At 60.4% G+C, this 14,055-nt stretch carries 9 protein-coding genes; all 9 read right to left on the bottom strand.

Features of this window, described 5'->3' with window-relative positions:
• Nucleotides 1-19: 19 nt before the first annotated feature.
• The 9 genes from MARLIPOL_RS07405 to MARLIPOL_RS07365 all read right to left on the bottom strand — a co-directional run bounded on the left by MARLIPOL_RS07405 (nt 20) and on the right by MARLIPOL_RS07365 (nt 14,051).
• Nucleotides 20-1,420 carry an NAD(P)(+) transhydrogenase (Re/Si-specific) subunit beta gene (locus tag MARLIPOL_RS07405; RefSeq protein ID WP_036191076.1) on the bottom strand — a complete coding sequence of 467 codons (1,401 nt, stop codon included), beginning with the start codon at nt 1,418-1,420 and terminating at the stop codon, nt 20-22.
• Nucleotides 1,421-1,430: 10 nt separating this feature from the next.
• Nucleotides 1,431-2,999: a Re/Si-specific NAD(P)(+) transhydrogenase subunit alpha gene (locus MARLIPOL_RS07400; RefSeq protein ID WP_012137428.1), complete on the bottom strand. Its 1,569-nt coding sequence runs from the start codon at nt 2,997-2,999 to the stop codon at nt 1,431-1,433.
• Between the two features lie 19 nt (nt 3,000-3,018).
• Entirely contained in the window at nt 3,019-5,871 is a 2,853-nt protein-coding gene (gene fdhF, locus MARLIPOL_RS07395; RefSeq protein WP_012137427.1) for a formate dehydrogenase subunit alpha, read from the bottom strand.
• A 2-nt stretch (nt 5,872-5,873) separates the two neighbouring features.
• Nucleotides 5,874-7,469: a formate dehydrogenase beta subunit gene (locus tag MARLIPOL_RS07390; protein ID WP_012137426.1), complete on the bottom strand. Its 1,596-nt coding sequence runs from the start codon at nt 7,467-7,469 to the stop codon at nt 5,874-5,876.
• Nucleotides 7,462-7,989, bottom strand: coding sequence for a formate dehydrogenase subunit gamma (locus MARLIPOL_RS07385; protein ID WP_012137425.1), 528 nt, complete (start codon nt 7,987-7,989; stop codon nt 7,462-7,464). The genes MARLIPOL_RS07390 and MARLIPOL_RS07385 overlap by 8 nt, the downstream gene beginning before the upstream one ends.
• Nucleotides 7,990-8,161: 172 nt before the next feature.
• Nucleotides 8,162-9,766, bottom strand: a complete 1,605-nt coding sequence (locus MARLIPOL_RS07380) for a BCCT family transporter (RefSeq protein WP_012137424.1) — start codon at nt 9,764-9,766, stop codon at nt 8,162-8,164.
• A gap of 247 nt (nt 9,767-10,013) precedes the next feature.
• Entirely contained in the window at nt 10,014-10,820 is an 807-nt protein-coding gene (gene etfB, locus MARLIPOL_RS07375; RefSeq protein ID WP_012137423.1) for an electron transfer flavoprotein subunit beta, read from the bottom strand.
• A complete protein-coding gene (gene etfA / locus MARLIPOL_RS07370) occupies nt 10,810-12,111 on the bottom strand; it encodes an electron transfer flavoprotein subunit alpha (protein ID WP_012137422.1) in 1,302 nt (433 codons plus the stop codon). Before etfA ends, etfB begins: the two co-directional genes overlap by 11 nt.
• A complete protein-coding gene (locus tag MARLIPOL_RS07365) occupies nt 12,111-14,051 on the bottom strand; it encodes a (Fe-S)-binding protein (protein ID WP_036190946.1) in 1,941 nt (646 codons plus the stop codon). Before MARLIPOL_RS07365 ends, etfA begins: the two co-directional genes overlap by 1 nt.
• Between the last annotated feature and the right edge of the window lie 4 nt (nt 14,052-14,055).

Here is a 14,055-nt window from a genome sequence, read left to right as displayed (position 1 = left end):
CAGTAGGTATATTCCTCCTTCAGCGCCCGAGGAATTTCAGTACCGCGTCGACACTTTCCTTGGCGTCGCCAAAAAGCATGCGTGTGTTGTCCTTGTAGAACAGTGGATTGTCTACGCCGGCGTAACCGGTAGCCATGCCGCGTTTGAGCACGATGGTGGTCTTGCCGTTCCAGGGTTCGAGGACCGGCATTCCGGCGATGGGGCTGTCCGGTACTTCCTGGGCCGCCGGATTGACGATGTCGTTGGCGCCGATCACCACGGAGACATCCACGTTGGGGAAGTCCTTGTTGATCTCGTCCATCTCGTAGACGATGTCGTAGGGAACCCTGGCCTCGGCCAGCAGCACGTTCATGTGACCCGGCATGCGGCCTGCCACCGGATGGATGCCGAAGCGTACGTTGACGCCCATCTCCCGCAGCTTATTGCTGATCTCGAAGACCGTGTGCTGTGCCTGTGCGACCGCCATGCCGTAACCGGGCAGGATCATCACTTCCCTGGCGCTCTCCAGCAAGTGCGCCACCCCTTCCGCCTCAATCGGATTAACGTTGCCGGCCTCGCCAGCCGGGCCTGCTCCGGCGCTTTTGCTCGAACCACCGCCAAAACCACCGAGGATGACGCTGACGAACCTGCGGTTCATTGCCTTGCACATGATGTAGCTGAGGATGGCACCGCTACTGCCAACCAATGCACCGACCACGATCAACAGGTCGTTGCCCAGCATGAATCCCATCGCCGCCGCGGCCCAGCCGGAGTAGCTGTTGAGCATCGATACCACCACCGGCATGTCGGCGCCCCCGATGGCAATGACCATGTGTACGCCGAACACCAGTGCGACAACGGTCATCAGCACCAGCCAGAACAGGCCACCGCCAGCGGCGGACTGTTCAACGAAAAGCACTCCGAATACCACCGCCGCCACACCCAGGCTGGCGTTGAACAGGTGCCGCCCTGGTAGCTGCAGGGGCTTGCCGCTGATCCTGGCACTCAGCTTGAGGTAAGCGGCGACGGAACCGGTGAAGGTGACCGCGCCAATCAGGATGCCGACGTAGGTTTCGATGTCGTGGATGGTCTTCTCGATACCGCTGAGGTCGCTGTGCCCCAGCGCGTTAGCGTATCCGACGAAGACCGCAGCCAGCCCCACCAGGCTATGAAGGATCGCGACCAGTTCCGGCATCTGGGTCATCTCGACCTTTTTTGCCAGATACCATCCGATAGCACCACCGGCGATCATGCCTGGCAGTAAGAAAAAGTAGTTGTTGGTGACGATGCCGAATATCGTCACAACCAACGCCAGGCCCATGCCCAGCATGCCGTAGAGGTTGCCGCGACGTGCGGATTCCTGATGGCTGAGGCCACCCAGTGCGAGGATAAAGAGTGCGCTCGCTCCTATGTAAGAAGCCGTGATTACACCTGTGATCATCATACCCACCCTATTTCCTGAACATCCGCAGCATGCGCTGGGTGACGGCGAAACCGCCGACGATATTAATGCTGGTGATAAACACCGCCAACACGGCCAGTATCAGCACCAGGGGTTGCTCGCTGGAAATCTGCATCAGAGCGCCGATAACGATGATGCTACTGATAGCATTGGTGACACTCATCAGCGGCGTATGCAGTGAGTGCGACACCCCCCAGATCACCATGTAACCAACGAAGCAGGACAGCACGAAAACGGTCAGGTGCCCCATGAATTCCGGCGGTGCCACCGATCCCAGGCCCAACAGCCCAAGCCCTGCGAGCGCCACGGGGGCCAGGAATGCCAGCGGGTGTTTCGGCTTTGGCTCCGCTTTTTCAACCTCGATCCGGGCCTTGTCCCCCATGTCGGTCTTTGGCGCCGCTGACAGTCGTGGTGCGGGTGGTGGCCAGGTGACTTCGCCTTCTTTCACCACGGTGGCGCCGCGAATCACTTCGTCTTCCATGTTGACGACAATCTCGCCATTCTTCTCCGGGCACAGGTCGCTCAGCAGATGGCGCAGGTTGGTGGCATAGAGTTGGTTGGCCTGAGAGGCCAGTCGGCTCGGCAGGTTGGTGTAGCCGATCAGGGTAACGCCGTGCCTGACCACCACCTGGTCGGCTTCGGTCAGCTTGCAGTTGCCACCGGTTTCGGCCGCCAGATCGACGATGACGCTGCCCGGTTTCATGCTGTCGACCATGCCCTCGGTGATCAGTTCCGGCGCCGGCTTGCCCGGAATGAGGGCCGTGGTGATGATGATATCAACGTCCTTGGCCTGCTCCGCGAACAGTGCCATCTCGGCCTCGATGAACTCGGGGCTCATGGTCTTGGCATAGCCGCCCTGGCCACTACCTTCCTCGCCCTCTCCTTCAAAATTGAGCATCAGGAACTCCGCATCCATGCTCTCTACCTGCTCCTTCACCTCAGGGCGGGTGTCAAAGGCACGGACCACGGCGCCCATGCTCTTGGCCGCACCGATGGCGGCGAGCCCCGCCACACCCGCACCAATCACCAACACCTTGGCCGGGGGGATCCTGCCGGCGGCTGTAATCTGTCCGGTGAAGAAGCGGCCGAAGTGCTGGGATGCCTCAACCACCGCCCGGTAGCCCGCTATGTTGGCCATGGAGCTCAGTGCGTCCATCTTCTGGGCACGGGAAATGCGCGGCACTGAGTCCATGGCCAGGGCGGTTACGCCACGGTTGGACAGTTCCTGCAGCATCTCGGGGTTTTGCGCCGGATAGAGAAAGCTGATCAGGGTCTGGCCCTTGCCCAGCAGCTCAACCCCATAAAAGCCCAGTTCCGGGTGCTGGCTGGGCGGACGGACTTTCATGACAATGTCGGACGAATTCCACAGTTCTCTCGGGTCCTCGATAATCTCAACACCGGCTTCGCGGTACTGGTCGTCATCGAAATTGGCCTGCAAGCCGGCCCCTGTTTCGATAGCGAGCCTGAAGCCCAACTCTTGCAGCTGTATTGCGACTTCCGGAGTCAACGCCACGCGTTTTTCCCCGTCGTCGATCTCTCTGGGAACGCCTATTCGCATCGTGTGCTCTCCACTGGGATTAGCCATGGTAGAAATCCCATTGTTTTTTATGTTGTGCCAGGTGGCGCTGTTGCCACGCTGAAGGTTGGGCGACCTTTTCGCACTGTACGGCGGTGACTTTGTATTCAGGGCAGTTGGTGGCCCAGTCCGAGTTGTCGGTGGTGATGACGTTGGCGCCGCTCACGGGATGGTGGAAAGTGGTATAGACCACACCCGGTTGCATGCGAGTGCTTATTTTGGCCTGCAGCACGGTATTACCTGAGCGGCTGGTAAGGCCAACCCAGTCGCCGTCATTAATGCCGCGTTCTTCGGCGTCGTGGGGGTGCAACTCCAGCCAGTCCTGTTCATGCCACGCCTGATTGTCAGTGCGTCTTGTCTGAGCGCCGACGTTGTATTGGCTGAGGATACGGCCCGTGGTCAACAGCAGAGGGAAACGACGATTGGCGCGCTCTGTTGTCGGCACGTAGTCAGTGACCATGAACCGGCCCTTGCCAATCGGAAAGTCCTGCTCGTGCATGATGGGAGTACCACTCGGATTGTCATCATTACACGGCCATTGGATGCTGCCGAGCTCGTCCAGTTTCTGGTAAGTCACACCCTGGAAACTGGGTGTCAGGCTGGCAATTTCCGCCATGATCTGTTCCGGATGTTCGTAATGCATGGCATAACCCAGGGCGTTCGCCAGGTCCTGGGTGACCTCCCAGTCGCCTTTGCCGGCCAGCGGTGGTATCACCTTGCGCACGCGGTTGATGCGACGTTCTGCGTTGGTGAACGTGCCATCCTTCTCCAGGAACGAGGAGCCAGGCAGCAGTACGTGGGCGAACTTGGCGGTCTCGTTCAGGAAGAGATCCTGCACGATCAGGCATTCCAGCGAACCGAGCGCCTGTTCCACATGGTGGGTGTTGGGATCGGACTGGGCGATGTCCTCGCCCTGTACGTACAGGCCCTTGAAGCTGCCGTTGATGGCGGCGTCGAACATATTGGGAATGCGCAGGCCCGGTTCGCCATCGATCTTAACGCCCCAGGCATCTTCAAAGGCCTTGCGTGGACCTTCATGGGAAACATGCTGGTAGCCGGGCAGCTCATGGGGGAAGCTCCCCATGTCGCAACTGCCCTGCACGTTGTTCTGGCCGCGCAGCGGGTTGACGCCTACACCATCACGGCCGATATTGCCGGTGGCCAGTGCGAGGTTGGCGATGCCCATTACCATGGTTGAGCCCTGGCTGTGTTCGGTCACGCCCAGACCGTAGTAGATGGCGCCGTTACCTGCCTGTGCGTACAGGCGGGCCGCTTCGCGGACTTGGGCTGCCGGAACACAGGTAATGTCTTCCGTTGCTTCCGGTGAATGGCGTTCGTCACGGATAAAGTCGTTCCAGGTGGCGTAATCGCCTCCGTCACAACGGGTGGCGATGAACATTCGGTCTTCCAGTCCTTCGGTGATGACAACATGCGCCAAGGCGTTGATCAGGGCGACATTGGTCCCGGGGCGTAGCGGAAGATGCAGCGCCTCGCCGCCGTGCGGGGTATTCAGCAAATCAATTGAACGTGGATCGGCAACGATCAGCTTGGCGCCCTGGCGGAGGCGGCGGCGAAGTTGCGAGCCGAACACCGGATGGGCGTCGGTCGGGTTTGCGCCAATAACGATGATAACGTCGGATTTCATCACCGAATCGAAGGTCTGGGTGCCGGCGCTTTCCCCAAGGGTCTGCTTCAGGCCGTAACCGGTCGGAGAATGGCAAACGCGGGCACAGGTGTCGGTGTTGTTATTGCCGAAAGCGGTACGCACCAGTTTTTGCACCAGATAGGCTTCCTCGTTAGTGCAGCGGGAGGACGTAATACCACCGACGCTGTCGCGGCCGTATTTGCCCTGGATGGCCTTGATGCGATCGGCTGCGAACTGGATTGCCTCTTCCCAGCTGACTTCGCGCCAGGGTTCGTCGATGTGATCGCGGATCATCGGCTTGGTCAGCCGTTCCGGATGGGTCGCATAACCGAAGGCGAAGCGGCCTTTTACACAGGAATGCCCGTGGTTGGCTTGGCCATCCTTGAACGGCACCATGCGCACCACGGTGTTGCCTTTCATCTCGGCCTTGAACGAACAGCCGACGCCGCAGTAGGCACAAGTGGTCACCACCGAGTGTTCCGGCTGGCCCTGGTCGATCACCGAGTTTTCCATCAGCGTCGCTGTCGGGCAAGCCTGGACGCAGGCGCCGCAGGAAACGCATTCGGAATCCATGAAGTCTTCGCCCTGCCCCGCCGCGACCTTGGAATCAAAGCCCCGGCCGTCGATGGTCAGCGCGAAGGTGCCCTGCACTTCCTCGCAGGCCCGCACGCAACGCGAGCAAACGATGCATTTACTGGTATCAAAGGTGAAATAAGGGTTGCTGGTGTCCTTCTCGGCTTCGAGATGGTTCTTGCCCTCGTAACCGTAGCGCACCTCGCGCAGGCCGACGGCGCCGGCCATGTCCTGCAGTTCGCAGTCGCCGTTGGCTGGGCATGTCAGGCAGTCCAGCGGGTGGTCGGAAATGTACAGCTCCATCACGTTTCGGCGCAGCTTGGCGACGCGCTCATTCTGTGTAATGACGCTCATGCCCTCGGCCACTGGCGTGGTGCAGGAGGCCGGCAGGCCGCGCCGGCCTTCAATCTCCACTGCGCACAGGCGGCAGGAGCCGAAGGCGTCCAGGTTGTCTGTAGCACACAGCTTGGGGATCTGAATGCCGGCGATAGTGGCGGCGCGCAACACCGAGGTACCCTCAGGCACGATCACCTCCTGGCCGTCAATGGTCAGTGATACGGTGTGGCCGGTCTCGACCGGGGGCGGCGTGCCCAGATCACGGTCAGAGCGGGTGTTCGGATCGTAAATATGCAACATGATCAGGCCTCCCCCGCCGGCGTGCGGGATGCGGTGGTGCGGTCTTGGTGAAAGTCGTCCGGGAAGTGATTCAGTGCGCTGCGTACCGGGTTAGGCGTCATGCCGCCCATGGCGCAGAGGGAGCCGTCTTCCAGGGTGTCACAAAGGTCTTCCAGCAAATTCAGGTGGTAATCGCGTTCCTGGTTGTCGCGGATGTGATCAATGACCTCCACACCACGGGTAGAGCCTATGCGGCAGGGAGTGCATTTGCCGCAGGACTCGACGGCGCAGAATTCCATGGCGAAGCGGGCTTGGTCGAGCATGTCCACGGTGTCATCAAACACCACGATGCCGCCGTGGCCCACCACGGCGCCAACCTCGCTGAAGGCTTCGTAATCGAGCGGGGTGTCCCACTGACCTTCGGGCATATAGGCACCCAGCGGACCACCGACCTGGACGGCCCGCATCGGCCGGCCGGAAGCAGTACCACCACCGTAGTCTTCAAGCAGTTCGCGCAGGGTGACGCCGAACGCCAGTTCCACCACGCCACCGCGTTCGATGTTACCGGTCAGTTGGAACGGCAGGGTTCCCCGCGAACGGCCCCTGCCGTAGTCGGCGTAGGCCTGGCCGCCTTCGGCCAGGATAAAGGGCACGGCGGCCAGGGTAAGCACATTGTTGACCACGGTCGGTTGACCGAAAGCACCTTTCAACGCGGGCAACGGGGGTTTGACGCGCACCTGGCCACGCTTGCCTTCCAGGCTGTCGAGCAGAGAGGTTTCTTCGCCGCAGATGTAGGCGCCGGCACCGAGGCGAACTTCCAGGTGGAAGGCCTTGCCGGAGTTCAGGACATTGTTACCCAGGTAGCCAGCTTTCCCGGCCCTGGCGATGGCTTCGTTCAAAATCTTATGGGCAACCGGGTACTCGGAACGCAGGTAGATGTAACCGGTGTCCGCACCCACGGCCAGGCCGGCGATGGTCATGCCTTCGATCAGCATGAAGGGATCGGCTTCCATCACCAGGCGGTCGGCAAAGGTGCCGGAGTCGCCTTCGTCCGCGTTGCAGACGATAAACTTGCGTTTGGAATAGGGGCTGCTGCCGGTGCGGGCGTCCGCATCGAGCACCGTCTGCCATTTGATGCCGGCCGGGAAAGCCGCCCCACCCCGGCCGCGTAGACCGGAGGCTTTCACTTCGTCGACAATCTCCTGGGGAATCCTGGCCAGGGCTTTGCGCAGACCGACGTAGCCGCCGTGGTGAATGTAGTCATCCAGCGACACCGGGTCGATAATGCCGGCCCGTGCAAACGTAAGGCGCTGTTGGTTCTTGAGGTAGGGAATCTCCTCGGTCGGCCCCAGATACAGTGAATGGCCCGGTTGGCCGTCGAGCAGGCCTTCGTCGAGCAGGGCCGGGATGTCCTCGGGCGTGACCGGGCCGTAGGCCATACGGCCCTGGTCGGTTTCGACCTCGACCATGGGTTCGAGCCAGAACAGGCCGCGCGAACCATTGCGGACCAGCTCGATGTCGACACTGCGGTCGGCACAGGCCCGTTGCAGTATGGCGGCTACCTCGTTGGCGCCGAGTGACAGGGCGGTGGTATCGCGGGGCACAAAGACCTTAACCATGGGTATTGTCTTCCTTTGCCAGGACCGGCTGGATGGCGAGCGGCACAGTCTGTAACTGGTCAATCAGGGCGTCGAAACGGGCCGGTGTAACGCGGCCGTGAATGTCATCCCCAATGCGGATGGATGGTCCGGTGGCGCAATTTCCGAGGCAATAGGCGGCCTCCAGGGTAATGTCGCCATCCAGGGTCGTTTGGTGGTAATCGACGCCGAGTGTCTGTTGGGCGTGGCGTTCGAGTGCACGGCAACCGCGGGCCTGGCAGGCTTCGGCCCGGCAGATATGGATGGTGTGCTTGCCGGGGGCACTGGCGCGAAAATCATGATAGAAGCTGATGACGCCGTGAACTTCGGCGCGGGTAATTTGCAGGCCCTCGGCGATGGCCGGCACGGAGTCGCTGGGGATGTAGCCGAGTTCGTCCTGGATGGCATGCAGGATGGGCATCAGGGCGCCCGGTTTGTGATTCAGGTCAGCGATGATTTGATGCACCATGTGCTGAACATCGGTGGCGGTGGTCTTGTTCATATTGGTCACCCGGAAAATTCTGCACTTGAGGGGATATTGTATTCTCGGAGAAAGCGCCGGATTGCTTGCCTGCGACACATTCAAGCGTAGGAGCGCATGGGGGCTGAAGCATGTAACCCGGCCAGGGTGTGGGCGGAAGAGCGGATTGGATATCGCTCTTCCGCCCTGAGGGTTACACGCTGTATTTAAGCTGCGTCTTTGCCTCCCCGTTCAACCCTTTGTACAAACTTACGCACATCAGAATCAGGATGATGGCGAAAGGCAACCCAGCGGTAACCGCGCCCGCTTGAAGCGCACTGAGTGCCTGCGCCCCACCGCCAAATAACAGGGTTGCAGCGATCACGCCTTCCATGGTTGCCCAGAACACACGCTGGGCGACGGGGGCATCCTGTTTGCCACCGGCAGTGATTCCATCAATCACCAGCGACCCAGAATCCGAGGAGGTAACAAAAAACACCAGCACCAGAACAATGGCGAGGAAAGAAATCAAAGAGGTCAGCGGCATGCTGTCCATCATCTGGAACATGGCGAGCGGTACTTCGGTGAGCCCGCCGCTCAACGCGCCCACCTCAGCCTGGATCTGGTCCAGCGCGTTGCCGCCGAATGCAGTCACCCAGATACCACAAACAAGGGTCGGGATAATCAATACCGCGAGCATGAATTCGCGCACGGTGCGGCCTTTGGACACACGGGCGATGAACATACCAACGAACGGCGACCAGGAAATCCACCAGGCCCAATAGAAAACGGTCCAGCCGTGGAACCAGGTTTCATCTTCCCGTCCCACCCAATTACTGAGGGGCAGAATGTTTTTCCCATAGGACCAGAACAAGTCAAAAAGGTTGGCGAAGAAGCCGCTGATGGAACCGGCGAGGATGACGAAAAGCAGCAGAACGAACGCAATGACCATGTTGATATTGCTGAGCAGTTTTACGCCGCCATCCAAACCACGAACCACGGAAAAAATTGCAATGGCGGTTATGAATGCGATCAAGCCAATCTGCGTAGTGATGCCGTTTCCCACGATACCGAGATACGCCAAGCCACTGGCGGCCTGCTGCGCACCAAGGCCAAGAGACGTAGCAAGGCCGAAGATGGTCGCCAATACGGCGACGATGTCGATAACATGGCCGATCGGCCCCCAGATACGGTTCCCGAGAATCGGATAAAACGCGGACCGGACCGTTAGTGGTAAGCCTTTGTTATAGGCAAAGAAAGCCAGCGAAAGACCGACTATCCCGTACATGGCCCATGGATGAAGCCCCCAATGGAACATGGTGGCGCCCAGAGCCATGGATTTACCCTCGGCGGTGTTCGCTTCCACACCAAGCGGGGTGCCATACCAGTCGGTAAAATAGGCAACAGGCTCGGCAACGCTCCAGAACATCAGGCCGATACCCATGCCTGCCGCAAACAACATGGAAAACCAGGATAACGTAGAGAATTCCGGTTTGGCATTGTCACCGCCAATGCGGACTTTGCTGACTGGCAGAACAATCAACGCCAGACAGAACACCACAAACAGATTGCCACCAGCCATGAACAGCCAGTCAAAGTGTTCGATCGCCCAACCGCGGGCGCCCAACAGCATACCGTTGGCCGCTTCGGTCGCGAACAGGGTACCTGCAACAAATACAAGGATGAGTATGGCGCTGATGCCAAACACCGGGTTGTGGACGTCAAACCCGGCGACTTGGATATTGTCTTGCCCGATCTGGTAATCGACGTCGTCGTAAAGACGATCAGCGTCGACCACGGGCTGCGCACGTTCAGTCATAAGGGGCTCTCCAGAGCAATTCGTTATTATCGGGTTGTTGTTTTTCGAGAGCCCGAGGCCATACCGAATAAGGCCTGGAGTCGGGTTTACCTGAGCACCGTTAACGTGCTGCCGGCCGCTCCGATGTGTCCCGGGCGAGAATCATGGTATGGCATTGCAATTGAGGCCAATACTCCAGCAGCGACATGGAAAGGGTGTTGCGTGTCTTAAAGCGGCAAGGTCGGGATATCCCCGCCGCCTCAAGGTATTACCTCACTACTCCCTCGGCAATTAGCAGCTCCATGATCGCCTCAGCCTTTTCCCGATCCGTACCGTCACGGATGACCTTGCCACCCTGCCCCTGGGGTTTTGCCGTGGCCGCCTTGAACCTGTCGGCGGCGGATTTGGCTTTGACAACGTTGAGGCGCTTGGGTCTGGGTTTGGCGGGGCTCTCCTGCCACTCCAACCGGGTTTCGTCAACCGGTGCATCAACCGCCACGCCATCCATCAGTCCACGACGGGCCGGGCCGAAAGCGTATTGCCGCGCATCGGGAGCCGCATTGTCGACGGTCGCAATGAACGGAAGTGAAACCCGCAGCAGGCGGCGCTGTCCACGTGGCAGGGCTTGCAGCACTTCGGCAAAGCCTTCCTCCACCTTCTGGATATCGGCGATACGGGGAACGATAGGCCAGCCGAGGTATTCCGCCAAAAGGTAAGGCACCATGCCGGAGGCCTCGCCCCGCTCGGCGTGAATGCCGGTGAGGACGATGTCCGCGGGCTGTTCCTTGAGATGGCGCACCAAGATGGGGACGGCATCCGCCCTACCGTCAGCCTCGAGCAGGGTTATCTCCGGCAAGCCCATACCAAGGTACTGGCGCAGGCCAGTTTCGTCACCACCACCGACATGGATGAGTCGGGAGGAGGAGCCTGCCATCTTCAGACCGAGTTCGACGGCCCGGGCATCCTGGCTGGCCCGCCGTGCGCGACCGGACTTGGGGTGTTGACCAACAGAAATAAGGGAGGCGACCTTGAGGTCGGGGTTAGAGAAAGAGTTAGGGAAAGAGTCAGGCGACATGACGGTCCTCCTCTGTGGATTCTGCCGTTGCTTTGGGTGATTCGAGCTCCGTCCCACTTTGGCGGGATTCGGCCAACCGCAGCAATTCACCGAGGATGCCCTGGCTGTTACCAATCACACTCAAGTCGGCCCGTTTGATCATGTCGCAGCCATCATCGAGATTGATGGCCACCACCTTGTCGCACCGGCCGATACCCTGCATATGCTGGATGGCTCCGGAAATACCCACGGCAACATAAACCCGTGCCGTAACCCAGGTGCCGGTAGCACCAACCTGGCGGAAACGCGGCATATTGCCATCGTCCACGGCGACCCGGCTGGCGCCTTCGGTGGCGCCAAGGGCCGTAGCCACTTCATGGAACTGGCTCCAGTCGCGCACGCCGTTACCGGCGGAGAGAATGAATTCCGCTTCCCCAAGGGCTATCTTACTCGGGTCGACCTCGACCTGGCCGAGGTCTTCGATTCGGGGTGTTACCTTGGGAATCGACGCCAGTTCGATCGGTTTTGCCTCATGCCGGGTCTCGTCGATTGGCAGCGCGCATTCCTCGGCCAGCAGGATGACTCGGGCCGTGGGTCGGTGCCAATCCGTCAACTGGCTGCCGCCGCGACAGACGCTGTGGTCGGCATCCACTTGCCAGGCATGGACGACCGGGCGCTCGCTGAGGCGGGCAGCCAGGCGGGAGCCGAGGTCGGCGCCGCCGTGGACCGAATCCGGGAACAGCCAATAACGCGGGGCAAGTTCGGATTCAACCGCTTCAAGCACGGCCAGTTTGTGTTCCGGGCAGTAGCCGGTCAGCGACTGGCCGTAAACCTCGGTCAAATGAACCATTCGGTCGGCGCCTGCTTTGTCGAAGTTCGCCTCCCGTGCTTCGCCAAGGGCGACGGCGACAACAGCGCCCTCACCTTCCGCAGCTTTAACCAACTGATGCGCCTGACCAAGCACGTCCTTGTCATGACTGCTCAAGCGGCCGCCCGCCAAGTCAACAACCACGGCCACATAGAAATCGGGTTGCTCAACCCGATGCATGGGCAACTCGACTTCGGCCTGGGCCGAACGACCTTTGGCACGCGACGACAGACCGCCCGCGCCGCCGGTCAGACCTGCGCTGCGGTCGATCCGTTTGATGCCATTGGGTCCGATAAAGCCAACGGCATGGGGATTCTTGCGCAACAGGCCGGTGGGACCGCGCACCGGACCGCTGTTGACTGCAACCATTTCATCATATTGAGGGTGCAGGCGATTGCGCAGTATCCATTCGGTACGCGGGTCGCGCCTTGGGATATCCGTCATCAGTGCACCTCCTCAGCTATCGGTTGGGCCGCTGGAGCGGTCGAATCGGCTGCTTCAATGATCAGGCCATCGGCCACCAGCTCGGCCAAGTCGCGAATCTCAGGGCGCGGCTCCACCACGCCTTCGAGCATGGCGGTGCATTGCTGACAGGCGACGGCGATGGTTTCGGCCTCCACTTTGCGGGCGTCATCGACACGCATGTCGGCGATGCGGTGCTCCCCCGGAATGTCGGTAATGGGTGCCCCGCCGCCACCGCCGCAGCAGCGTGAACGATAGCCGGAGCGGTCCATCTCGCTGACCTGGATACCCAGGGCATTGAGCAATGCGCGCGGAGACTCGTACTCGCCGTTGTAGCGCCCCAGGTAACAGGGATCGTGATAGGTGACGGTACCGCCCTTAAAGCGATCCAGACTGAGCTGGCCCTGTTCGACCAGTTCGTTGATAAAGGTGCTGTGGTGTAATACCTCGTAGTGACCACCAAAATCGCCGTATTCGTTTTTCAGCACGTGGAAGGCGTGCGGGTCGGTGGTGACGATGCGTTGGAAGCGGTACTTACCGAGCGTGGCAATGTTATGTCTGGCCAGCGTCTGGAAAGTGGCGTCGTCGCCAAGACGGCGGGCGACGTCACCGGAATCCCGTTCCTCGTTGCCGAGCACGGCGAAGTCGACCTTCGCAGCCTTCAGGATTTGGACGAAGGCACGCAGGATACGCTGGCTGCGCATGTCGAAACAGCCGTCGCTGACCCAGAACAGCACCTCTGCTTCGTGTTTGTCGGCCATCAGCGGCAGGTCAAGGTCCGCCGCCCAGTTCATCCGGCTGCCGGGTTCGTTCCCGCCAGGATTGTCAGTGGCGATCAGATTGTCCAGCACTTCAGCACCCTTGTTCGGGGTTTCACCTCGTTCCAGGGTCAGGTGACGGCGCATATCGACGATGGCGTCAACGTGTTCGATCATCATCGGACACTCTTCGACACAAGCGCGGCAGGTGGTACAGGACCAAAGGGTGTCGGCACTGACAAGGCCATCGACAATGGGCTGGTGCGGGTTGCCTTCCGCCTTGCCGACGTCGGTACCGGGATAGGGGCTGCCGGCGTAGTTGGCATCGGTTCCTCCGGCCATGCCCACGACCATATCCTGGATCAGCTTCTTCGGGTTTAACGGCTGGCCGGCGGCAAAGGCCGGGCAGACGGCTTCGCAGCGACCACATTGCACGCAGGCGTCAAAACCCAGCAATTGATTCCATTTGAAATCTTTGGGGTCCGCCACACCAAGCTTGCCATCCAGATTGACCGGTTTTAGGCCAGTGGAACGGCCGCCGCCGAAGCGTTCCGGGCGACGGTGGAATGCCAGGTGCAAGGCGCCGGCAAACGCATGCTTCATCGGCCCGCCCCAGCCCATGCCGAAGAGCATTTCGGACAGGCCCAGAGTGACGCCCACCAGCAGTACGGCCACGAGCACCCAACTCCCGAAATTCTCCGGCAGGAAACCGGACGTCACCAGGGTGAGCAGGAAAAACGATGCGGAAAACATCAGCAGGCTTTTCGGCAATCGCATCCAGGGGCCCCTGGACAGACGGGCCGGTGGATTGCGGCGGCGCCGGTAGACGAAGATGGCTCCAGTGAACATGAGGGCCGTGGCGATCAGCAGGGGAATGCTGAGCCACCGACTTTCCAGCCCAAACACGTGCACCGGTATGATCAACAGCATGGACAACACGAACCCGCCCGCCGTGGCGACGTGGGTGTTGGACATGACTTTGTCGCGCTCGACCACGTGATGCAGGTCGACCAGGTAGCGGCGCGGCATGGCCATAAGCCCGGCGATGATGTTCACCGGTTCGGGTTGACCCGCACGCCAGAGCAGGACACGGCGTATGGCGCCGATAACCAGCAAGGCAAGTGCCGTAACCACGAGTGCTGGGAGCAGCCAATCAAGGAGCATGGTG

It is taken from the genome of Marinobacter lipolyticus SM19 (assembly GCF_000397065.2).
Taxonomy (GTDB): Bacteria; Pseudomonadota; Gammaproteobacteria; order Pseudomonadales; family Oleiphilaceae; genus Marinobacter; species Marinobacter lipolyticus.
This window is presented reverse-complemented; position numbering and strand designations above follow the sequence as displayed.

Coding starts and splice junctions, on each gene's coding strand:
- MARLIPOL_RS07405 (WP_036191076.1), bottom strand. CDS start 1,420: ATGATCACAGGTGTAATCACGGCTTCTTACATAGGAGCGAGCGCACTC.
- MARLIPOL_RS07400 (WP_012137428.1), bottom strand. CDS start 2,999: ATGCGAATAGGCGTTCCCAGAGAGATCGACGACGGGGAAAAACGCGTG.
- fdhF (WP_012137427.1), bottom strand. CDS start 5,871: ATGTTGCATATTTACGATCCGAACACCCGCTCTGACCGTGATCTGGGC.
- MARLIPOL_RS07390 (WP_012137426.1), bottom strand. CDS start 7,469: ATGGTTAAGGTCTTTGTGCCCCGCGATACCACCGCCCTGTCACTCGGC.
- MARLIPOL_RS07385 (WP_012137425.1), bottom strand. CDS start 7,989: ATGAACAAGACCACCGCCACCGATGTTCAGCACATGGTGCATCAAATC.
- MARLIPOL_RS07380 (WP_012137424.1), bottom strand. CDS start 9,766: ATGACTGAACGTGCGCAGCCCGTGGTCGACGCTGATCGTCTTTACGAC.
- etfB (WP_012137423.1), bottom strand. CDS start 10,820: ATGTCGCCTGACTCTTTCCCTAACTCTTTCTCTAACCCCGACCTCAAG.
- etfA (WP_012137422.1), bottom strand. CDS start 12,111: ATGACGGATATCCCAAGGCGCGACCCGCGTACCGAATGGATACTGCGC.
- MARLIPOL_RS07365 (WP_036190946.1), bottom strand. CDS start 14,051: ATGCTCCTTGATTGGCTGCTCCCAGCACTCGTGGTTACGGCACTTGCC.